Genomic DNA, 20,972 nt, shown 5'->3' on the forward strand with positions numbered 1-20,972 from the left:
CTTAGAACCGGTAAGTGGCACCAATCAGCGGGCCGGATTGATCGAATTCGTAATCATTGCCGTCAATATCGTGGTCGAAAGATATGTAACGGTATCCACCCCGCAGCATCCACCTGTCGTTGATGATGTAGTCGGCAGTCAGCAGAACCGACCAGGTCTGGCTGCCGCTGCGAAACCCTCCGTAATCCACATAGGCGGTGCTGGTCCATGAATCAGATAGTGTGAACCGCGCCCGGACCCCGACGACCGGATCGACCCAGCTTTCGTCGGCGGTAGAAGTAAAGGCGGGACCTCCGACAGGTGTCAGCGAGAAATCGGTGTCGGTGCTGTACCACCTGAAGCCGCCCGCAAGATCCACTTTGACGGTTGGGTCATTGCGCACCCGGTAACCCAGCAAGGCCGTCAGAAACTGTGTCTTGACCGAAGTTTCAAGGTCGCCACCGCCGGGCCCGGTATCGCCAAAGGACAGGTTGGTATAGTTATAGTCGGCCAGCACGCTCCATTGCCCGTTTGTTGCCGCCAGCGCGCCCATGAACGCAAAGTCGAGGTTTTCCAGCGCGTCTGTAAAGCTAAGTGTCGCGTCAAGCGTACCCCTAGGGGTTTCAATGCTGGTCTCGGTCTCGGGCATGAACAGATAGATCGTGGCCTCATAGGACCAATCGGACTGCTGCGCCGAGGTGGGTGCTGCCACGGATGCCAGTAGGGCCGCTGCGACGATGCCGAGCTTTGTTTTTTGTGATTGTGCCATTCTGTCCCTCTCTATTTCTGTCTTAAATTATGTGTTTCTGAAATGGGTTCTATGCCGCTACGTCTTCAGTATCCGTCGCGCCTTTGCCTATCCGATTGATGTCAGTGTCCGGGAAAAACTCGGACCAGACGTGCCAAAAAATCCCGGCGCGCAGGGTTTCCACCCGTTGCAATTGACCTTGGTCCGACACACCCCAGAAATCGCAATGTGAAACAAGCCGACCACTGTCATTATACCACACGCCCAAGCTTTCGTATTTCGGGTCCAGGCTGACTACGACATCGCGGCCGCCGACGGTGGCGTTGATGATCCAGTTGTTATCTATGACGAAATCATCCGTCCAGCAGGCGGCGTCCTTGCCGATGGTGATCCCCCAAACATGGGTCTTGTTGGGCAGCCTGTCGTCGGAACGATCCATATTGTCCATCACCGGTGCGTCTTCCTGATGCTGGCGGCTGATCCCCCAGCCAAAGGTGATCTCGGTCACCATGTCCAGCAGCCGCAGCAGCGGATTGGACGAGGGTTTGTTCAGAAAGACTTCGCCGTCGGGAAAGGCCTTTTGGAATCCTCGGAACGTCATCCGGTAAGTCGGCCAGGGCTTCATCTGCGCCTCGGGGCGCAGGGGGCAGGCGGGTCCATCTGCGTTCGGGTCGCGGTCGGCCTCGCGAAAGCCATAGATATGTTGGATCGGCTCGCCGGATTCATTGTCGCGCAAGATCAGGTTGTTGCCGTGTTGGGCCAGTACCTCAAGGTCCAGCCGCTTACCCTCGATCCTGGGGGTGTATCCCTGGCCGAGGTTGGCCATCGCGCAATAGGTCATCACCACGTCTTCGCCGCCCAACCCGTCTACGTCACCGGCCAGATGAGGCCGCATGATCTGCGCATCCGGGTGCGCGCGGGCATGTCCGTTGTGGTCCATCACGATGACCGGTGCGGTGGGGCCGACATACTTGCGGGCTTCGCTGATCGGAAAGAAAGCGGCGTCGTTCAACTGATTACGCAGACCCAGATGTACCCAGACATACGGAAAGCCGAAAAAGAACAGGACCAGCAATGCAGACAGGGCCCACAACCAAAACGATCCACCACCCAGAAGAAGAAACGCTAATGTTGCGACGGCAAATGCTCCTAACCCGATACCGATCAGGCGGTATTCATGGCGGATGAACCGTACCATGTTTTCGCGTTTCACCTTCAGCAGCATTTGCGAGATGTCGCCCAGATCGCGGAAATAGACAAAGCCGATCCCAAGCGAGACGATCAAGCCGAGGGCGAAGAGGATGTTTCCGATCATAGGCTCCTCCGGGTCCGCGTTATTGCTGCGGCGAGGCGCGCTTGGTCATGAACGCTTCGACGGCCTGTTGGGTTTCGGGGCGGATGTTCTCGATCCCCTCGTAAGGTACGCCATAGGCGGGAGGGGTGTCGGGAAATTTCTCTTTACGGGCCATGTGACGACCAAGAATGCGTGCGAATTCCTGCCCGCCCCAGGCGCCAACCTCGGTCGAGACTGAATATTCCTCGCGCGTGTCCCGGTAGAGATCAAAGAACTTAGCCAAAATAGCGCTTTCCCCGGCGCCCGGCAGTTTCAGCTTAAGCTGGTCCTTCACGATCGCCTCGGGTTTGTTCACCGAATAGACGATGACGTGATCGCGCCGCGCTTTGGATTCATCGGCAAACAGCAGGGCGGCGGATTGGTCCACACCATCCACCAGTCGATCCCGCGGGATATACTGATCGGCCCCGGCAAAGCGCGACAGCGTCGTATAGAGGTCCGAGACGTGGATAATGCTGTTGAGCAACCCATCAGCCTCGATTATGCCGGGCCAGCGAATGAAGGCGTCGACGCGGATGCCGCCTTCGGTCGTGTCGCCTTTGCCCCCCGCATAGATCAGCGGAGTGAACCCGGATTGCGGCGCGTACTTGGTGAAATGGCCATTGTCACCCATAACGACAACCACAGTGTTTTCAGTCAGCCCCAGCTCTTCCAGCCGCGTGAATAAGTCACCCAGCCACTGATCCAGCAACTGCATCTTGTCCACATACAGACCACCATTCACGCTCTCTGGCCCCGACCGTCCGGCGCGGGTGTTGTCCAGCGGGATCATCGGCCAGTATTGCAGGAAAAACGGGTCTTCGCCGCCTGCGAGGCGGTCCAGTTCCTCTAGCGTCTTGTCCTGAAAGGCCTGGTTCATCTCATCGTATTTTGCAGCGTTCCAGCGCTCACCGGTCTCCATTCGGATTTCACGGATCGGACCGCCGGTTTCCCCTTCGATGACCGTCATCATCGCGGCAGAGTCCGGTCGGAACCAACCATCTAGCGTGTATTTGTCATCATAGTCGCGGATCGCGACCGAGACCTGTTCTTTAATCGCATCGTCGTTGAAGATGGTCAGTTGACCCTGCTGATGGATGGCGTGCTGGGCATAGTCAAACCCCTGATTCATCGCCCAACTTTCAGCGATATCGCCCATGTGCCATTTGCCGACATGACTGGTCGCATAGCCCGCCTGTTTCAGAACCTCGGCCAAGGTGACCTCGTTTTCCGGCAATCCAAATCCGGCAATATCCACTGTTGTATCGCCCATACCCATGCGTACGGGTAACCGCCCAGTCATCTGCGCCACGCGGGTCGGTGTGCAAGAAGGTTCGGTATACATGCGCACCATCCTCATGGCCTGATCCGAGAAGTCGTTGATATTCGGTGTCTCATAGCCCCGCACCGCGTTAAGTTCGGGGATGCCCATGTCGCCGAAGCCCATATCGTCGATCAGCACGCTGACGATGTTCGGTGGTTTGCCCCCATTGCCGTCCCGAAACGTGGCCAGGGCGTCGTCGACGGCGGCATCATCCTGCATCCATTGCTCTGCATGCTGGGCCTGCAGGATGTAGAACTCGGCGTCGTGTTGAATTGGATCTTCTTGCGCATTCGCCGTTGCGGCAACCAAGCCCGCGAACAGAATGATCGAGCATGTCAGTTTCATTCCTTACCCCCTAAAAACAAGCGTGACGCGACCAATGGTCGAAGGCGCAGTATTTTTATCACATTGAAACATTACGATATCTGATAGCAAATTTCTACGGGCCAGCTTCATTGCCAGCTCATGAAGGTTTCGCGCGCCAGTTCTGATTCCGGGCGCAGGTTTTCGATCCCTTCGTAAGGCAGGCCTTTACCAATCTCGGAATGCGGGTATTTCGCAATCATTTTCTGATGGCGTTTGACCATGTCCTGAAACGATGCCCCGGCCCAAAGAGAATATCCGACCAGCGGGTGTTTTTCGCGTGGATCACGATAGATGTTGTAGGTCGGCGCCGCCGCGCCGGGCTGGCCGGGGGCGGGCAGGTGCATCTTGAACTCTTGCTTGACCACAGATCGCAGCACCGGGCCTTCGTAGACATAGACATAATCCCGCCGTCCGTGACCTTCGCCGTTCAGCAAAAGCGCAGTCTGGTCGATGCCGTCAATCACGCGGTCGCGCGGGATGTAATCGGTCGCCCCGGCGATCCGGGCCATTGTGGTGTAGATGTCTGAGACGTGAAAGATATCGCCCGCCGCACTACCTGCTTCGATCACGTTAGGCCAGCGTATGAAGGCATCGGTGCGCACGCCACCCTCAAGGTGTTGGGTCTTGCCACCGCGATAGATCAACTGGTTCAGGCCCGAGGTGCCTTCGTAGTGATACATCAGGCCATTATCGGCCATCAGGATCACGATCGTATTGTCGGCCTTGCCGCTTTCTTCCAGCACGCCCAGCAGATCACCGATCCAGCCGTCCAACAATTGCAGTTTGTCCGCGTGAAACCCTCCATTCCGTGAAATCGCCTGATCGGGATACACGAAATTGAGCGGGTAAAGCGGCCAGTACTGCAGGAAGAACGGCGCATCCTCGGCCGCGACGCGTTGCAACTGTTCTAACACCTGTTGCTGATACCGCAGGTTCATGTCTTCGTATTTTCCTTGGGTCCAAACCTCACCCGCCGCCATGTCGACTTCGCGGGCCACTCCCCCGGCTTGGGCCTCGACACCTGTTACCAGACCGTAGGGCTTGAACCGCTCGTCCAGGAGGAACTGATTGTTCTGTCCCTCAGAAACATAACCCAGCATGTTGTTGGCCCGCATCGCCTCGGGGGTCATGAGGCTCAGCTGGACTTGTTGGTGCAGGGGGAAGGCGGCCCAGTCGAATCCCTGATTGTGTGGGTAGGATTCTTCGATGTCGCCCTGATGCCATTTGCCAATATGCGTGGTGTTGTAGCCCGCCTGTTTCAGAATCTCCGGCAGGGTGACCTCTGAGGCCGGAAGACCCTCACCTACCAACGCCACCTTGACTTCTTCCACCCCGGCCCGCACCGGATGGCGACCCGTCAACATCGCCGTGCGCGTGGGCGTACAGGACGGCTCTGTGTACATCCGCATCAGCGACAAGCCTTCGGTCGCCAGATGGTTGATGTTCGGCGTCTCAATCCCCATCACGTAGTTCATCTTGCGGTCGCCCATCTGACCGAAGCTCACGTCATCGATCAGGATGTAAAGGAAATTGGGTGGTTGGCCGCCATTCGCATCGCGGATTTCGGCAAGCTTGGCGTCAATTTCAACATCCTGTGCGTCCCAGGCCGTGCCGAACTGCGCGCGCAAGTATTCGAACTCGCCATCGTGGATGATCGGAGAGTCCTGAGCAATGGCCGGGTTGGCAGTTAGGATCAGCAGGGGCAGAAGGGTACAAAGTTTCATGGTCAACCTTTCACTCATTTGTGCAGTCAGGGGCGCGCAACTGTACTTCAATGCTGTTACGCAAATCCGAGACGCTTTCGGCCAGATCCGCGAGGTAGCGGGCCTGCGTGCCGCTTGCGGATTGCGGGGCTAGCGCCAACTCGCGGAATACCTCGTGGTAGTCGGCGCAGATTTGGTCAAACTCCTTGTCCCGGGCGCGCAAAGCCTGCAGTTGATGTGCCGTGCCCGGGAATTGTGCTGCAAAGAAGTCTTCATCGGTCATGGAAACGGCATCCGTTGGATTCGCCCACCAAGCATGCCTGTCCAAGAATATGTCTTGAACGTATTAAGGCGCATGCTACCGTAGCAGCATGCTGCCAAGTCCTTACCTTGAAAGGATAGTTCTTGACTGCCGCAACCGACGATACCCAGCAACGGGATGCAGGATCGTTCCCAAAGGAACAGATCCAGTCGGCGCTTGATCGGGTGCTTGCGTCGAAGGATTTCAAGGGTTCGGCGCGGATGCAGTCTTTTCTGACCTATGTCGTGACCGAGGCGCTGGCCGGGCGTACGGATGAAATCCGCGCCAAGACGATTGCCATGGATGTCTATGGTTACAGCACCGATGACCTGTCCCGGCGCGAGGGGGTCGTGCGTGTCGACGCGGGTCGCGTTCGGCGCAAGCTCAAGGCGTATTACGGGGGCCAAGGCGCGGCGGACCCGGTGGTCATTTCCTTGCCCGTCGGCAGCTACGCGCCAGAGTTTCGGTCGGGTGCGGCCGAGATCGGAGGCAAGCGCAATCTGTTGCTAGTCGGAGCGGTAACCGGAGCGGTTCTGTTGGGCCTTGTCGGCTATGTGGCAGCCACGCTTCTGAGCGGCAGCAATGCGCCACAGACCACCGGCGATCAATCCACGATCTACGATGTTTCTCCGACCCGCGTCGAGGCGATGAACCTGTGCAGCGCTGGTCGGGACCTGATTTTTCCGGTCGTGGATTTACCACGTCTCCGCCCGGCTCTTATGGTGTTTGAAACGGCATCCCAGCGGGACCCGCTGTATTATTGCGGCTATGCAGGGGCTGCGCAGGTAGAAACCATGCTGGCCATTTTACAGTTCTACGATCCTGTCGCAGAAGAGTTGCTTGGTGCCGCCGATAAGAACAGCGCCCACGCGCTGGAACTGGCCCCAGACGCGCCCTGGGCTTTGTCTGCCAGAGCATGGTCTGAATTTGCTGCTGGTAATTTCGACCAGGCTGTCAGTCTGACGCACAGGGCAACCAAGTTGGCCCCCAATGATCCGCACATTGCGGAGTTTGACGCCCTGATATCGCTTTATACTTCTGACTTTGAACGCGTACTTTCACAGGCAAAGCACTATCAGGCGCTGGCTGAAGATGGGGGTGGGTCGGTGGCCGGAAACGCGCTGGGCGCGGCGCAGTTTCACACAGGCGACTATGCGGGCACAATCCGAACCTATGAGGAAACGATTGCACGCGGCGGCCCATTCGGGCCAATTTCAACTGCCTATCTGATGGCCGCGCATTGGCAAAACGGGGATCGGGGTGAGGCGCGCAGACTGGCCGAATTACACGCCAAGACCTGGCCAAACTTTCCGTTGGAGGCGTTGAAAACCAGGGTGTTTGCCGATCCGGCCCCTGTGCGCGAATTGACATCAGCCATGCGCGCAGCCGGGTGGGGTAGTGCAGGCCCCACAACCGCCGAGTAATACCTGACGGTTGTGGGGTGGGATCAAGGTCGCTTACGCGGCGACCTGCTCCATTGGTAGTTTGCGTGGGTAGGGATCGCCTTGCTTGTACGATCCTGCCGCCGTGAACAGCACATCGGTCGACGAGTTCAGGCCGGTTTCCGCCGAGTCCTGAAGAACGCCGATAATGAACCCGATGCTGACCACCTGCATGGCCGTTGCATTGTCGATGCCGAACAGGCTGGCGGCCATCGGGATCAGCAACAGGGACCCGCCGGCAACGCCCGATGCGCCTGTAGCTGCTATCGAGGCGATGATGCTGAGGAACAGGGCCGAGAAGAAGTCGACCTGAATACCCATGGTGTGCACGGTCGCCAGCGTCATCACGGTGATGGTGATGGCCGCACCGGCCATATTGATCGTGGCGCCGATGGGGATGGTGACCGAATAGGTTTCCTCATCCAGGTTCATACGGCGACACAGTTCCATGTTGACCGGGATGTTGGCGGCCGAGCTGCGCATGAAGAACGCGGTGATCCCGGATTCCTTCAAGCAGGTGAAGACCAGCGGATAGGGGTTCTTGCGAATGCGCAGGAACACGATCAGCGGGTTAACTACCAGCGCCATGAACGCCATGCAGCCGATCAGCAGCAACAGCAATTGGCCATAGCTGGCAACCGTTTCAAAGCCGGTTTCGGCAATGGTCGAGGCCACGATGCCAAAGATACCGATGGGGGCGACCCGGATAATGGCGGCGACGATCTTGGTGATTGCGCCATCCAGATCGGACATTAGGGTCTTGGTCGAGTCGCTGGCGTGGCGGAAAACCAGCCCAAGGCCGATGGCCCAGGCGAGAATGCCGATATAGTTGGCCTCGGCCAGCGCATTCACCGGATTATCCACAATTTTCAGCAAGATGTTCTTTACGACCTCGGCCAGGCCGTCAGGCGCGTCCAAAAGCTGAGGCGTGCCGGTCAGGTGCAGTGAGACCGGGAACAGGAAACTGGCGGCCACCGCAACCAGCGCGGCGGCAAACGTGCCAAGGATATACAACAGCACCACTGGCCCCATGCGGGCCTGGCTGTCTTTCTTGTGGTTGGTGATCGCAGCGCAGACCAGGATCAGCACCAGAACCGGTGCAACGGCTTTCAGGGCGTCGACAAAGAAATCACCCAGCAGACCGACGGCTGAACCAGCAGCGGGCCAGAGGGTGGCGAGAAGGGCACCGGCCACCAGACCGATGATGATTTGCGTAACCAGGCTACCGCGTAGAATAAAATTCATCGGAACCATCCAGTTCGATTGAGGGCCTGACAGGGAATTGTCGCTGTTCAGGCACGGTTAATTTGTACGATTGCGGCTATATGGGCATTTTGGATCCAATTTAAACATCTGGACTTAATAAATAGATCCAGATGGGATTTCGCCCTAGCGATCTGCCGTCTCACAGGGCCGCAACGTAGGCGTTTCCGTGGACACACGCTGCAGGCTCCAGGTGCAGGTCTGAACAGTTAGGCCTGGCAGGTTTGGCACCTGATCCGAAGCCCAGACACTGGTCACCGAAAAACTGAACGGCGTGTTTGCAGCAGCGGGAAAAATCCGCGCGAGCTCTTTCGACGGGAAGGTGCCACCGCAGGCTTCGAAATAGCCGCTGATCAAAGTGCCTTCTGGGTTCAGAACAACCGAACCGGAATAAAGCGAGTATTCGGCCCCAAGCTCTTGTTTGTCGGTATACCGCAGGTCGATGGAAATGCTGTCCCCGTCCTGAACGATCCCAGCGCTCATGGGGTCGGACCAGCTTGAGGGCACGCCACCCGTGGTGCTGTCACAGGCATAGCGCCCTTCGTATTGGCCGGTCAGCGAAAAACCTTCTGCATTTGCGGCGCCACCATGAGCAGCCACAAAAATAGCAATGACCGTTTGTGTTAGAAAAAGCTTCGAGGTCACAATATCTCTCCTCTCTGATGCGGACAGGGATTGTGCCTTCACAAAATATCTAAGTGCCTATCAATCACCTGACCAAAATGATGTCGCCAAAGGTCCACACCCAGCTTGCCGCTGCGATCCAGCGAGGACCCGACAACCGTATCTGCAATTATGGTCGGTTGCAGGCCCGCGTCAAATAGGGCGAACCCTGCTGCCAAAACGCAAGTGTCGGCCTGAATGCCGCAGACCAGCACTCGGTCGATCTTCCAGCTTTGAAATTGTGCGATGACTTCCGGGGGTGGGCTGTAGCCGTATTTCAGGACAATATGGTCTGCCTGAACAAGGCTGTCGTCGACAGAACGTGGCTTCCACCCAATTTGCCGAAAAAAGGGAACTTTGTCCTCGTCATGGCGTTCAACGGTAGCGACCGAGGGGAATTTGGCCGCCAACAGGCGGCTGCGCTCGACCAGCCATTGGGGCGGATCAAAGCAGGGCTGAACATCGACAACCAATACGGCCTGTTTCAATCAATGCCTCCGATGCTGGCTAAACGGCTTGATGAACTTCGATGATATTGCCTTCGGGGTCGTGGAAAAACAGTTGGTGCCACTCTTTCGCGAAAGCGGTGCCATAGTCCGAATAGGGAATGCCGTTGTCGTCGAGCAGCTTTTTGAACGCCTCGATATCATCGGTGCGAAACGCGATGTGACCGCGTTCGACGGGGTTGATAGTCTCACCATGTTTGAACGCGACGTCGAGGTTCTTTTCGGCCAGATGCATCTGCATGGCCCCGTCGGTGGCAAAGCGAATCTTGCCGCTATAGCCCTTTTCGTTGGTTTCATCGGGCCGCGGGAAATTCTCGATCGGGATATCGGCCAACCCCAGAACCTGAGTGTAGAAACGGTGCAACCGCTCAACATCATCAGAGACAAAGTTGATGTGATGGAATTCAAGTTTCATGAAGGCCCGGCCTTTTGATTGGTGGTTGGCGTCAGAAAATCCCAAGAACCAGCGACAGGCAAGCCCTGTATCAAAGGGATTGATATAGCAGGGAAATGCGTGCGCCGTGACAGTCAGAAAACCGTTGCGCCGTTTGGGGGATGCAGGGATAGTGAAGGGATCACAAACTACCAGGGGTCCTTGATGAACCCTACCAAGCTGTTTGTTTGCGCATTGATCCCCTTGTTTCTGCCGGGCCCGGCAGCGGCCCAGTCCGACGCGCCGCCGCCAAGTGTGATGGTCGCGCCAGTGACATTGGAGGATTTGCAGAAAAAGGCCCAGTTCGTTGGCCGGGTCGTAGCGGATCAAAGCGTCGATCTGCAGGCCCGCGTCGAAGGGTTTCTGGAAGAAGTCAATTTTACCGAAGGCGGAACTGTTGCCAAAGGGGATGTGCTATTTCGGATTGAAAAGCAGAAATACGCGGCCAGTGTGGACAGCGCACAGGCGGCGTTGAAAAGTGCGCAGGCCAGCGCGCAGGCAGACAAAGCTGCATTGGATCGGCAACAGGCTCTGTTCGACAAGGGCGATATTCCGCAAGCCGTGTTGGACACTGCCTTGGCGACATATGCCGCAGGGCAGGCCGCAGTGGATGAGGCGAAGGCCGATCTGAAGATCGCGCAAATTGATCTGGACTATACGGAAATCCTCAGCCCCATTGACGGGCGCATCGGGTTGTCGGCAGTGGATGCGGGTAATTTGGTAAGCTCCGATACCGGAGTTCTGGCAACCGTCACCAGCGTTGATCCGATACTGGTTAGTTTTTACATCAGCGAGCCGGTCTTGCTGCAAGAACGTCGCAAAGGGCGGATCACGCCGGGCAACATCAAGCTGACTACAAACATCAAACTGGCGGATGGGGAATCCTATGCCTCCACCGGCAAAGTCATATTCGTGGGCGACAGCGTCAGCCAGAACACCGATACGATTGAGCTGCGCGCCAGTTTCGCCAACCCTGACGGCGTGCTGATCCCCGGTCAATTCGTGACCGTGGGTTTGGCCGGTTCAGAGGATCCCAAAGTGCTGACCGTTCCGCGCAACGCTGTGCAGTTCGACAAGCAGGGTTATTTCGTGTTTTCGGTTGACGGTGACGGCAAAACCCACCGGCAGAATATCGAGATCGGCACTCAGACCGCGACCCGCACTCAGGTGGTATCCGGGCTGAGCGAAGGCGACCGTGTAGTGGTGCAGGGACTTCAGAAAATACATGACGGGCTGGTCGTGAAAGCGGTCGACAGTCAGGGTTAGGGGCCGGTTTGATCGCACGCTACTTCATCGACAGGCCGCATTTTGCAGCCGTGATTGCGATCCTGATGGTTCTGTTCGGCGCGGTCTGTATACGCCTGATCCCAATCACCGAATACCCGCATATCACGCCGCCGCAGATCTATGTGGATACGTCTTACCCGGGGGCGGACGCGCAGGTCATTCTTGAATCCGTCGCCACCCCCATCGAAGAGCGTGTGAACGGCATTCCGGGCATGTTATCGCTGTCGTCCAAAAGCTCGAATGACGGTACCTATATGCTGAACGTGTCCTTTGAGCTAGGCACTGACCCCGACGTGGCGGCTGTTGAGGTGCAAAACCGCGTGGCGCTGGCCAGTTCCGAACTGCCCTCGGCCGTGTTGCAGCAAGGGGTCGAGGTGACCAAGCGGTCGGGCAACATGATCGTGGTGATCAACCTGACCTCGCCCGATGGATCGCGGGATGAGCTGTTTCTCAGCAATTTCGGCGCAGATTTTCTACATGATCCGTTGCAGCGATTGCCGGGGGTGGGGACGGTGTCGCAATTCGGTCAGCTGGAGTACAGCATGCGGGTCTGGATCAATCCTGTGCGTATGGCCGCGTTGAATATCACTGCCGCCGAGGTGGCCGACGCCATCGAGGATCAGAACGTCATCGCCGCCGCTGGACAGGTCGGGGCCCCGCCCTTTGCCGAAGGACGCACCGATTTCCAGTTCAAGCTGCGGGCTGAGGGACTGTTACGCGATGCCGAGGAATTTGGGCGGATCATTGTCGCCTCGGACCCCAACGGGTCAGTCACCCGGCTTGAGGATATCGCCCGGATCGAGCTGGGCGCGGCCACCTATTCCGGGTCGACCAAGCTGAATGGCAAGGACTCGGCCACCATCGCTGTCTATCAGGAAAGTGAGGCCAACGCGCTTGAGATTTCAGACTCTCTGCGCGCCTTGATGAAGGATCTGTCGGCGAAATTTCCCAAGGGCGTGTCGTATGAGATCACCTATGATGTCACCGACGCGGTGCGCGTTTCGATCCGCGATATCATGACGACGCTGGCCCTGACGGCGGGGCTGGTGATTGCGGTGACTTTTCTGTTTCTGGCCAGCCTGCGCGCAACCATCGTGCCGGCCATCGCCATCCCGGTGTCGCTGCTGGGGGCGGTGGCGCTGATTTATGCCATCGGGTTCAGCGCCAACATGATCACGCTGTTCGCCTTGGTTCTGGCTATTACTCTGGTCGTGGATGACGCGATCATCATCATCGAGAACGCAGAACGCATCCTGCGGGATGAGGGATTGGACCCGCGTGACGCGACCCTGAAGGCGATGTCTCAGGTCAACCGGCCGATCGTGGCGACGACCTTTGTTCTGGCGGCCGTTTTCGTGCCGGTTTGCTTCTTTCCCGGCGTGACGGGCACGATCTATTTCCAATTCGCGCTGACGATCATCTTTGCCTTTGTCCTGTCTGCGGTGAATGCTCTGACGTTGGCACCGGTCTTGTGCGCGATGATGCTGAAAACTGACAGCAAGCCCATCGGTCCGCTGGCGATTGTTCCGGCAGTGATTTTCTGGCTGCGGCGTCAATACCTGCGTCTTGTGGAGCTGATGCTGCGCTATATGGCGGTATCGCTGTTGGTATTTGCCGGGGCCGTTGGCGTAACAGTGTATCTGTTCAAAACTGTACCCACCGGCCTGATCCCACAGGAAGACAACGGTGTTCTGATGGCGTCGGTGGAGCTGCCGGACGGGGCCTCGTTACAGCGCACCCAGGTCTTCATGGCGCAGGTGGGAGAGCTGATCGAACAGACGCCAGGGGTTGCAGCGGTCACAACGGTCTCGGGCCATTCTATGCTGGCCGGGGGACGTTCGAATGTGGGCATGGCCATTGTTACGCTCACCCCATGGGAACAGCGCACCAGCCCGGATTTGCAGTGGTACGCCATCATGCATGGGCTTGAACGACAGCTGGCGACATTGCCCGATGGAGTCTCATACGTGTTTCCGTTTCCAACCATTCACGGGCTGGGCTCGACTGGGGGTATCTCGGTCCAACTGCTGGATCTGGGCAAAGGCGACGGGGCACAATTGGATGCGGTGATGAACGGCTTTGTCATCGCCCTGAATGCCGCGCCCGAGTTTTCGCGTGCGCATGGCGATTTCTCGGCCCAAAGCCCGCAATACAAACTGTCCATCGACCGCGACCGGGCCGAGACCCTGGGCGTCAGCGTGGCGGATATCTTTACTGCGTTGCAGGCCAATCTCAGCTCGTATTTCGTGGATAATTTCATACTGGACGAGCGCGTCTATTGGGTGGTGATTTCAGCGGATGCCGAATTCCGTCAGACGCTGGATGACGTGGATAACATCTATGTCAAAAACAGCGCCGGAGACTCGCTGCCCGTGCGCAATTTCGTCAGCAGCGAACCGGTCCTCGCGCCGGACACGATCCCGCGCTACAACCTGTTCACTGCGGCCTCGGTCAGTGCGCAATTGGCCGAAGGGGTCAGTTCGGGCGACGGAATCATCGCGATGCAGGCGATTGCCGAAAAGTCGCTGCCTGACGGGTTTCGGATCGACTGGTCGGGTGTCACCCAGCAAGAGGTGAAGGCACAGGGGCTTGTGCCCTTCATCATGCTGTCGGCGTTGGTCTTAGCCTATCTGTTTCTTGTGGTGCTGTATGAAAGCTGGATTCTGCCGCTGTCGATCATCACGTCAGCGGTCTTTGCCCTGTTGGGCGCGTTGATCCCGCTGGCGGCATTGCCTTTCCTGACCAGCAATATCTTTGCGCAGGTGGGGATGGTACTGCTGATCGGGTTGGCCGCGAAAAAGGCGATCATGGTGGTCGAATTTGCCAATCAGCAGCGTGAAAGCGGGGCCAGCATTAAGGACGCGGCCCTAAAGGCGGCTGAAATTCGGTTCCGGCCTGTGACGATGACGGGCCTGTGTTTCATCGTGGGGGTTATGCCGCTGGTTCTGTCCAGCGGGGCTGGGGCGGCAGCGCGGGTCTCGGTGGGGTATCCGGTTCTGTTCGGCATGATCCTGGACAGCACGCTGGGTCTGCTGATGATCCCGGTGCTGTATGCGGCGTTCCAGACCGTCCGGGAATGGCTGGTTGGGTTGCGAACTGCCGACGAGTAGTTCCCGCAAGACCTGAAAATTGTTGCAGTCTTCCGGGGTTTCTCGGATGCTGAACGGCACGGAAACCGAGGTGGGCCCACGCAAAATGTCGCTGCAAGACCCCTTTACGGATCTTAAAATCGAACGGCAGGACAGCGGGTTTTACAAGGGCTACAACCTGCCGATTGCGCTGGTCAGCAAGATCGCTGTCTCGTTGCTGGTGCTATGGGCGTTGGTCTGGCCGCTAAACGCGAATGACACGCTGAGATCGTGGAAATCCGGGCTGCTGAGCGAGTTCAACGTCTTCTACAACCTCTCGGTCGCGTTGTTTGCCTTCTTTCTGTTTGTGGTTGCTCTCCTTCCTGCCACCGGGCGTATGCGGTTGGGGGGTGATGATGAGCGGCCCGAATTTACCAATTTTTCTTGGTTTTCGATGATGTTCGGGGCCGGGCTGGGCGTAGGGCTGATGGTATATGCCACGGCGGAACCGCTGGGCCTGTGGGAATCAAATCCGCTTACCATGTCTGGTGAGGTCGCCCCGAAAAGCGCCGAGGCGATTCAGGGTGCATACCGATATACTTTTCTGCATACCGGATTTCACGCCTGGGCCATCTACGTGGTGACAGGGTTGAGCCTGGCCTATTACGCCTATACCCGCGACATGCCTCTGACGATCAGAACAGCGCTGACGCCGCTGCTGGGCGAGTATTCCAATGGGGTTGCGGGCCACGTGATTGATATATTGGGTGTCGTGGCGACCATCCTTGGGGTGGCGGTGACCATCGGGTATGGGGTGTCGCAGCTTGTCGACGGGGCCTTTCTGATCACCAGTGCGCAGTGGTTGATGGAAGGGGTCATGAAGCCCTCGACCGTCGGTCTGATTGTGGCGCTGGCGTTGGTGATGATGATGTCGACCCTTTCGGCGGTGTCCGGCGTGGGGCGAGGGGTGAAATACCTTTCGAACCTCAATCTGATCCTGTCGCTGATCCTTCTGGCGGTGTTCATTTTCTTTGGTTCGTTTTCTTTTGCGATCAGGATCTATGGGCAGGCGTTGGTGGACTATATCGTCAATTTCATACCGCTCAGCCTGCAGGCCCATTCCCCGATGTCCCAATCCGAGTATGCCGCGGCCCTGCCACCCGAAGCCGCCCCTTTCGTGGCCGAACTTTTCCCCGGTGCGACCGACGCCTGGGGCACCAGTGACAGCTTTCTGGCAGGGTTAAGCGGGGACGTGGCCGACCTGCCTGACACGACAAGGCAGGCCGCCTATGACGCGGGTACGCCGGGGCGGCTGTTCGACTGGCAATCGGGTTGGACGACCTTCTACTGGGCGTGGTGGATTGCCTTTTCCCCTTTTGTCGGCCTGTTTCTGGCCCGCATCTCGCGCGGGCGCACGGTGCGCGAATTCATCCTTGGCGCGGTGGTTGCGCCGTCTTTGGTTTGTTTTGCCTGGATGACCATTCTGGGCGGCTCGGCCATCGATCTGGAACTGAACGGAGACGCCGATGGCGCCATCCTCGCGGCCTCGACCACGGCGACGCTGTTTGTGACGCTCAGCGAGATGATCTCGGGGCATCTGCTGATAGTCATCAGTTTTATGTGCGTGGTGCTGACAATGACCTTTCTGGTTACGTCTGCGGATTCTGGCATTTTGGTGATGAACACGATCATGTCCGGCGGGGCCGAGAAAACCGGGGTCATGCACCGCGTTTTGTGGGGCGGATTGCTGACGTTGGTGATTGGAACGCTGCTGATGGCCGGGGGCGGCGGGCTTGAGGCATTGACCAATTCCATGATCATTGGTGCGCTGCCTTTTAGCGTGGTCTTGTTGCTGATGTGTGTCTCGCTGGCCAAGGCGATGATCAATGACCTGCGGCGCGCGCGTTACGAAGAAGACGAGACTGAAACCTAACCTGGATGTAACCAAATTTCAGCGGCGCATCTGTGGACATCGTTTGAATCTTCGAGAACACTGTCCGGTCCTAAGTACGATCTGCGCCTATTTGGCCGTAAAACAGATCGAAAAAGCAGCGCCGTCATGTGTCGGTAGTAACGAGATATCCGCACCATGTGCCCGCAGCGTGTTGCGCACGATGGACAGACCCATGCCGGTACCGCCCTGATCGCGTTTGGTGGTAAAGAACGGATCAAATACCCTTGCTGCATTGCCGGGGGAAATCCCTTGGCCATCATCGCTAAACCGCAGGTTCACTTCGGTATCGTCGCCTGTTGCCGACAGGGTCACAACTTGCGCGCCATGTTCTTGCGCGTTGCCGAGCAACTGGCGCAAGACGACCAGCAAGCCATTGGGACCAATCGAGATTATCAGGTCACCGCCCTCAAGACGCATATCGAGCGTGGGAAAATCGCGGCGCAATGCGTCTTGCACCGCGTTCAGGCAGGTCACCCCCTCATGACGCGACTCGCGCGCGCGGGCCACCTGACGCATGGCGTCGATCTGCTGTTCCATCTGCACGCCCGCGCCGGCAATCTGGTCCACCAGCCTCAGGTTTTCGGCGGATAGCGTTTCATCGTCGCGCAGTAATTCCGTTGCCGCCCTTAGTGTTGCAACGGGGGTCTTCAGCTCATGCGTGACATGGTCCGAGAAACTGCGGATGGTGGTTTCGCGGTTGCGCAGGGTTTCCGCCATGTCGATGACGCGCTGGGCGGTGGTTCCAAGTTCCTTGGTGCCAAAACGCGAGGGCGGCGACAGTGGGCCAGCTGGATGCTGAACGACCTGTGTGGCAAAGCGCTCCAGCGCAAAGATCGGTCGCAGCAGCAGGCGGACCAACAACCAGCCTAGAACAGCCGTGGCCGCCGTGATGATCACCGCCAGCAAAACGGCGGCATTGCGATAGCCCAGTTCCGGTCCCAGATACCGAAACGCAACCAGCCCGGTCAGGGACAACAGCAATGTGCCGCACAGGGCGCCGCCCAGCACGAAGGCAAGGCTGGGGCGCCACTTGCGCCTCATGCTGCGGTGTCCTGAATGCGGATGCCGACCCCGTGCACAGTTTCGATCACTCCGGTGCAACCGGCCTGCGCCAGCTTGCCCCGCAAGTTGCGTAGATGGCTGTCCAGAGTACGGTCCGAGACCTGCGACAGCGCGCCCCAGACCGCCTGTATCAGCTGCGCACGGGTGTGTACCTGACTGGGGCGTTCGACCAGCGTGGCTAGCAAAGTGAACTCGGTCGCGGTCAATGATACGGCGTTTCCGTCCAACCTGCAGACATGCGCGCCGGGGTCCAGTGTGATCCGCCCATGGGTCAAGGTCGGGCTGGATCGCGGCCCGGATACACGTTTCAGGATCGCGCGCACCCGCGCCACCAGCTCACGCGGGCTGAAGGGTTTGGTGACATAATCATCCGCGCCCATTTCCAGGCCCAGTATCCGGTCAATCTCATCATCGCGCGCGGTCAGGAACAGGATCGGAACCTCGGACCGGGCGCGAATGCGGCGGCAGACCTCGAACCCGTCCATCTCGGGCAGGCCAATATCCAGGACGATCAGGTCCGGTGCTTCGCGGGTGGCGTGCGTCACGGCGATCTGGCCGTCGCTGGCGGTGATCACCTGAAACCCTGCGCGTTCCAACGCCAGACCAGCCAGATCGCGCAGGCGGGGATCATCATCAACCAACAGGATTTTCATTGCGCCTCGCCTTTGGGGTTCGCCGTAAGATAGCCATTCACGCGTGCGGTGCGAAAGTCCCATTCGCGCCAGTTCGGATGAGTTGGAGTAGGATGCACACAGCTTTGCGCCCAGTCGGGAAGGTGTATGATCGGCTGTTTGGCAATCTGGGTCGAAATTGCCTTGGCCGCAGAATGTCCCAAGCTACACAGATAGACCCAGTCGGTTCGGGTCGCACTGTCCGAATCTACAGCACGCGACAATGTATCCGTCGCAATCAGCGCAGCAAAATTGATGAACGCACAGATATAGAGAGTTCCCACGCTCAACATGGCGACCCGCAGCATCAACCAGCCGGACGAACGCCCCCTTTGCACCTGCCAGGCCACCATTACCAACCCAATTGCCACTAATCCCATCCAGATCAGCGCGTAGATCCGTAGGTAAGTCAGGCCAAACGCGTCGATATACAAGTCCAACCGGAACGCTGCGGACAAGGTCAGCAAAACGTTCTGCGCCAGCCATACAAGCAACAAGGGTTTCAACGCTGGGCTTTGCCCAAGAAAGGGGCGCGCCGCCAATGCGAAAGCTCCGGCCAACAAGGCCGTCATCAGCAGGGGATAAGCACCGCGATGGGCATATGTGGCGTGGCTCATACCTTCGGGCAGGGCGGCGCCGCCGAACAGGATTGAGATGTCCATGACGCTCTGCGCCGCCAACATGAGGTTGAACAGGACCAATGCTCTGAAAATCGATCCGGCATTCAACAGGCGTGACATGTTCCAGCTTGGCGTGGCTGCTGCCATAGGCGCATCCGGCGCGGGGGCTGTCAAAAACGGCCAGATCAACAATGCCAGCCCGCCCCAGAATGCGATCCGGCGGATCAGCACAAACAGATCGAAATCGATCTTAAGCACTCGTAGCAAAGCATGTTCCAACACCGGATTAGCACTGATCAGCAAAGCCTCAAGCACGAAGAAGCCACCCAACGGAAAGGCCCAGTTGCGGATGAATACATGAACGATTGAACGCCCGGTTTCGCCATGTGCCACTGGTTTTCGGCACCGTCCCCGAACCTGCGCTGCGCATTCCTTCAGCCCGGCAGTAGGAACCCTTTTGATCAGGCGCAGTACTCCACCGGCCAACCAGGGAAGGAGCTTGCGGTATTTGACCTCTGGTGGGATTTGCAACAACACGATCGTGCTGAGCAGTCCCGCGATCAGGAAGGTCACCGACAAAAGCTGGACATGTTCTATCAAGGGCAAGGTGGCCAGCATCAACACTACTGCGGGCACCAACGGTCTTGAGCGGGAGGGCTTGTTCACCCAGACGGCAGCAAAGATGCACCAGGCAAAAATGGCCAGAGAGAGCCCGGGTTTGTGACCCCAGAACAGTAGATCGCCCAGCAGAACAAGCAGGATCAGTGCAGTAGCCTGCGGAAACCTTCGGACGCCGTCCAGCACGTTTCCCGGGGTTGCAGGCCGGGGCGTTGGGTCAACCGACGCGCCGCTTTCGCTGGCCAGCCACCAGCCATCATGGGCAAGCGAGTGGGGCACCCCCCGGATTATAAGTTCATTGGGCATATCAGCCTCCTGCTTGAGTTTCCTCAAGATTGCAGGGGCAGATCGCAGAACCTTTGCAGCAGTTGTGCAGAATTGGTGCAGATTGGCCCGGACCAACGGGCCCAGCAAGGGGTGTCTGGCAGGTTAGTGCAGCGCACCGTGATCCGTAAGTTCTCCGGCAAATCGGCAGCTGCGAACGGCCTCGGGCGTGGTGGAATATTGAGCTCTGAAAGCCCGCCCCAAGGCCGAAGCTGATGAAAACCCGGTTGCTGTTGAAATCTCAAGCTGTGGCATGTCGGTATAGCGCAGCAGGCTGTAGGCGCGCTCAAGCCGCAGCTCGCGATAGGTGGTCAACAATTTGACACCCGTCTTGTTCAGAAACCGTCGCTGCAACTGCCGGGTCGAGGCCCCAAGCGCCTGCGACAGGTCCGAGATTTTCAATGGGTCTTCGACATTGTTCAACATCTTTTCGATCACCTGCCGAACCATCGGATCAGCCCCGGACCGTTGGATCAGGCGGTTGGCCAACTGGCTTGCACAGCTGCGTTTTGGTTCGGTCAGGCCAATATAGCCGCGTAGGCTTTCGGCTAGATGTTCGCCGTGGTCCAATGCCACGAATTCTGCCAGCAGGCGCAGGGCGCTCAGTTTGGTTGCGGCACTGTGTACACGACCATCGGGTGATTTGTGCGTGGACTTGTCGCAGTCGGCAAGCCCGATCTCCTGCGCTGCGGCCGTGAAATTCGGATGGATGGCGGCGAGAGATTCATCAGCCTTTGCGCTGTGCGCCAGCAGCAGAGCAGCCCCCCCGACCAGAATAGAGCGTGACGCCAGATTCAGTATTTGTGCAATGCGCGTCTTGTCCTGTCTGGCACAGTTCCAGGGTTTGTGAATGCCGCCCCAGAAAATCGCAGTGCGACCCGCCCAATACAGGGGGTCGCCAGTAAAGGCTTCGGATGTATTCCGAAAGGTGACGGCATAGGTGTGATCTTCGACAAGATCATTCAGAGCATGAAAAAACTCGGTAACCATTTCAGCCGAACCTTCGGCCTCGGGATCGCTTAGAAAAACGTCGATGTTTCGCAGCCGTTCAGAGGCTGTTCGGGCCAACTGTACGTGGTTGTTGCCGAGGACATAGTGTTTCATTGCTCCCCCCTCTGCCTGATTTGGCTGCGTTGTTTTGGTTGGTGTACCCCCCGCCTTCTGGGCGGGGGGTATTCGTTTTACTCGGCTGCGTCTGCGTATGCGTCCATTGGGGGGCATGTGCAGACGAGGTTTCGGTCGCCGTATGCGTTGTCGACGCGGTTGACGGGGGACCAGTATTTGTCGACGCCCATCGATCCCGGCGG

At 58.1% G+C, this 20,972-nt stretch carries 17 protein-coding genes; 4 read left to right on the plus strand and 13 right to left on the minus strand.

The window, feature by feature from the left end:
- Position 1 precedes the first annotated feature (1 nt).
- The 5 genes from AB1A64_RS03945 to AB1A64_RS03965 form a co-directional block, all read right to left on the minus strand.
- Positions 2 to 748, minus strand: a complete 747-nt coding sequence (locus AB1A64_RS03945) for an outer membrane beta-barrel protein (RefSeq protein WP_366550217.1) — start codon at positions 746 to 748, stop codon at positions 2 to 4.
- A gap of 49 nt (positions 749 to 797) precedes the next feature.
- Complete coding sequence (locus tag AB1A64_RS03950; RefSeq protein ID WP_366550218.1) at positions 798 to 2,042, minus strand: DUF3179 domain-containing (seleno)protein; 1,245 nt, start codon at positions 2,040 to 2,042, stop codon at positions 798 to 800.
- Positions 2,043 to 2,061: 19 nt separating this feature from the next.
- Positions 2,062 to 3,729 (minus strand): sulfatase-like hydrolase/transferase, encoded by a 1,668-nt coding sequence (locus AB1A64_RS03955; RefSeq protein WP_366550219.1) that lies wholly within the window; start codon positions 3,727 to 3,729, stop codon positions 2,062 to 2,064.
- A 107-nt stretch (positions 3,730 to 3,836) separates the two neighbouring features.
- Positions 3,837 to 5,474 carry a sulfatase-like hydrolase/transferase gene (locus tag AB1A64_RS03960; RefSeq protein ID WP_366550220.1) on the minus strand — a complete coding sequence of 546 codons (1,638 nt, stop codon included), beginning with the start codon at positions 5,472 to 5,474 and terminating at the stop codon, positions 3,837 to 3,839.
- Between the two features lie 10 nt (positions 5,475 to 5,484).
- A complete protein-coding gene (locus tag AB1A64_RS03965) occupies positions 5,485 to 5,736 on the minus strand; it encodes a hypothetical protein (RefSeq protein ID WP_366550221.1) in 252 nt (83 codons plus the stop codon).
- Positions 5,737 to 5,858: 122 nt separating this feature from the next.
- Here AB1A64_RS03965 and AB1A64_RS03970 point away from each other — a divergent pair, with 122 nt between their 5' ends.
- Positions 5,859 to 7,178, plus strand: a complete 1,320-nt coding sequence (locus AB1A64_RS03970) for an adenylate cyclase (RefSeq protein ID WP_366550222.1) — start codon at positions 5,859 to 5,861, stop codon at positions 7,176 to 7,178.
- Positions 7,179 to 7,211: 33 nt separating this feature from the next.
- Here the strand turns inward: AB1A64_RS03970 and sstT are convergent, their stop codons facing one another.
- From sstT to AB1A64_RS03990, 4 genes are all read right to left on the minus strand, one after another.
- On the minus strand, positions 7,212 to 8,441 hold the full coding sequence (gene sstT / locus AB1A64_RS03975; protein WP_366550223.1) for a serine/threonine transporter SstT: 1,230 nt from the start codon (positions 8,439 to 8,441) through the stop codon (positions 7,212 to 7,214).
- A 144-nt stretch (positions 8,442 to 8,585) separates the two neighbouring features.
- On the minus strand, positions 8,586 to 9,104 hold the full coding sequence (locus tag AB1A64_RS03980) for a hypothetical protein (protein WP_366550224.1): 519 nt from the start codon (positions 9,102 to 9,104) through the stop codon (positions 8,586 to 8,588).
- 38 nt (positions 9,105 to 9,142) lie between these two features.
- Positions 9,143 to 9,610 (minus strand): cysteine hydrolase family protein, encoded by a 468-nt coding sequence (locus AB1A64_RS03985; RefSeq protein WP_366550225.1) that lies wholly within the window; start codon positions 9,608 to 9,610, stop codon positions 9,143 to 9,145.
- A 19-nt stretch (positions 9,611 to 9,629) separates the two neighbouring features.
- Complete coding sequence (locus AB1A64_RS03990; protein WP_366550226.1) at positions 9,630 to 10,043, minus strand: VOC family protein; 414 nt, start codon at positions 10,041 to 10,043, stop codon at positions 9,630 to 9,632.
- A 183-nt stretch (positions 10,044 to 10,226) separates the two neighbouring features.
- Here AB1A64_RS03990 and AB1A64_RS03995 point away from each other — a divergent pair, with 183 nt between their 5' ends.
- From AB1A64_RS03995 to AB1A64_RS04005, 3 genes are all read left to right on the plus strand, one after another.
- The gene (locus AB1A64_RS03995; protein WP_366550227.1) at positions 10,227 to 11,327 is read left to right on the plus strand and encodes an efflux RND transporter periplasmic adaptor subunit; all 1,101 of its coding nucleotides are present in this window, start codon (positions 10,227 to 10,229) and stop codon (positions 11,325 to 11,327) included.
- Between the two features lie 8 nt (positions 11,328 to 11,335).
- Entirely contained in the window at positions 11,336 to 14,458 is a 3,123-nt protein-coding gene (locus AB1A64_RS04000; RefSeq protein ID WP_366550228.1) for an efflux RND transporter permease subunit, read from the plus strand.
- 85 nt (positions 14,459 to 14,543) lie between these two features.
- Positions 14,544 to 16,349, plus strand: a complete 1,806-nt coding sequence (locus AB1A64_RS04005) for a BCCT family transporter (RefSeq protein ID WP_366550253.1) — start codon at positions 14,544 to 14,546, stop codon at positions 16,347 to 16,349.
- Positions 16,350 to 16,436: 87 nt separating this feature from the next.
- Here AB1A64_RS04005 and AB1A64_RS04010 read toward each other — a convergent pair whose 3' ends face one another.
- The 4 genes from AB1A64_RS04010 to AB1A64_RS04025 all read right to left on the minus strand — a co-directional run bounded on the left by AB1A64_RS04010 (position 16,437) and on the right by AB1A64_RS04025 (position 20,769).
- Positions 16,437 to 17,411: a HAMP domain-containing sensor histidine kinase gene (locus AB1A64_RS04010; RefSeq protein WP_366550229.1), complete on the minus strand. Its 975-nt coding sequence runs from the start codon at positions 17,409 to 17,411 to the stop codon at positions 16,437 to 16,439.
- A complete protein-coding gene (locus AB1A64_RS04015) occupies positions 17,408 to 18,085 on the minus strand; it encodes a response regulator transcription factor (protein ID WP_366550230.1) in 678 nt (225 codons plus the stop codon). The genes AB1A64_RS04010 and AB1A64_RS04015 overlap by 4 nt, the downstream gene beginning before the upstream one ends.
- Positions 18,082 to 19,647: a DUF4173 domain-containing protein gene (locus tag AB1A64_RS04020; protein ID WP_366550231.1), complete on the minus strand. Its 1,566-nt coding sequence runs from the start codon at positions 19,645 to 19,647 to the stop codon at positions 18,082 to 18,084. Before AB1A64_RS04020 ends, AB1A64_RS04015 begins: the two co-directional genes overlap by 4 nt.
- Before the next feature lie 123 nt (positions 19,648 to 19,770).
- Positions 19,771 to 20,769 (minus strand): helix-turn-helix domain-containing protein, encoded by a 999-nt coding sequence (locus tag AB1A64_RS04025; protein WP_366550232.1) that lies wholly within the window; start codon positions 20,767 to 20,769, stop codon positions 19,771 to 19,773.
- Positions 20,770 to 20,972 lie beyond the last annotated feature (203 nt).

Origin of the sequence: Ruegeria sp. ANG10 (assembly GCF_040705255.1) — a bacterium.
Classification (GTDB): Bacteria; Pseudomonadota; Alphaproteobacteria; order Rhodobacterales; family Rhodobacteraceae; genus Ruegeria.